This window comes from Tenebrionibacter intestinalis, from assembly GCF_016632365.1.
In the GTDB taxonomy this organism is placed as follows: Bacteria; Pseudomonadota; Gammaproteobacteria; order Enterobacterales; family Enterobacteriaceae; genus Tenebrionibacter; species Tenebrionibacter intestinalis.
The window spans coordinates 1-561 of the sequence record NZ_JAEPBH010000168.1 but is presented as its reverse complement, the minus strand read 5'-3'; the positions used below and the strand labels follow the sequence as shown (position 1 = coordinate 561).

General features: G+C 38.9%; 1 pseudogene. It reads left to right on the top strand.

The window, feature by feature from the left end:
* Window positions 1-241 (top strand): annotated as a pseudogene (locus JJB97_RS18335) (adhesin); the annotation flags it as partial.
* Window positions 242-561 lie beyond the last annotated feature (320 nt).

Below are 561 nucleotides of genomic sequence, written 5' to 3'. Positions count from 1 at the left end.
GGTGTTTACAGACGGGCCTGATATAGGCTCTGTTGGTGGAGCAGCAGTAGGTGCCTGGACTGGTGGAGTGTTCGGGGAATATGCCCCTGGAATTGCAAGTTCGGTAACAGGAAAGGAAATACCTGGTTTTATATTTGATGCTACAGGTTCTTTTGGTAGTGAAGTACTAGGTGGGTATATTAAAGACGGACTAAATAGCAAGAAACCATCGCATAAAGTACAAAAGGATGAAGTAGAATGATTGCTTATATTAAATTATTAATGTATTCATGTTTTTTTTGTATTGCGCTTGGATTTATCCTTTTAGGAGTTGGGGCGTTCTTTATTTTTCTTACAAAGGGATACTTATTTTTCCCACTTTATCATGTAAAAAGGATGCTTGTATTTAGTTGTATAGCAGGAACAGCTATTACCTTAGCTACAATCGTCTTTAATCTGATTGATAAATTTAACACTCGTAAAAAGCCGCCTTCTGATTCTGTATAACCTCATAAATCCCAGCCAATAGGCTGGGATTGTTGTTGAGAATAATGCGCTGGGCGATGGATTTTCCCTGCCGAA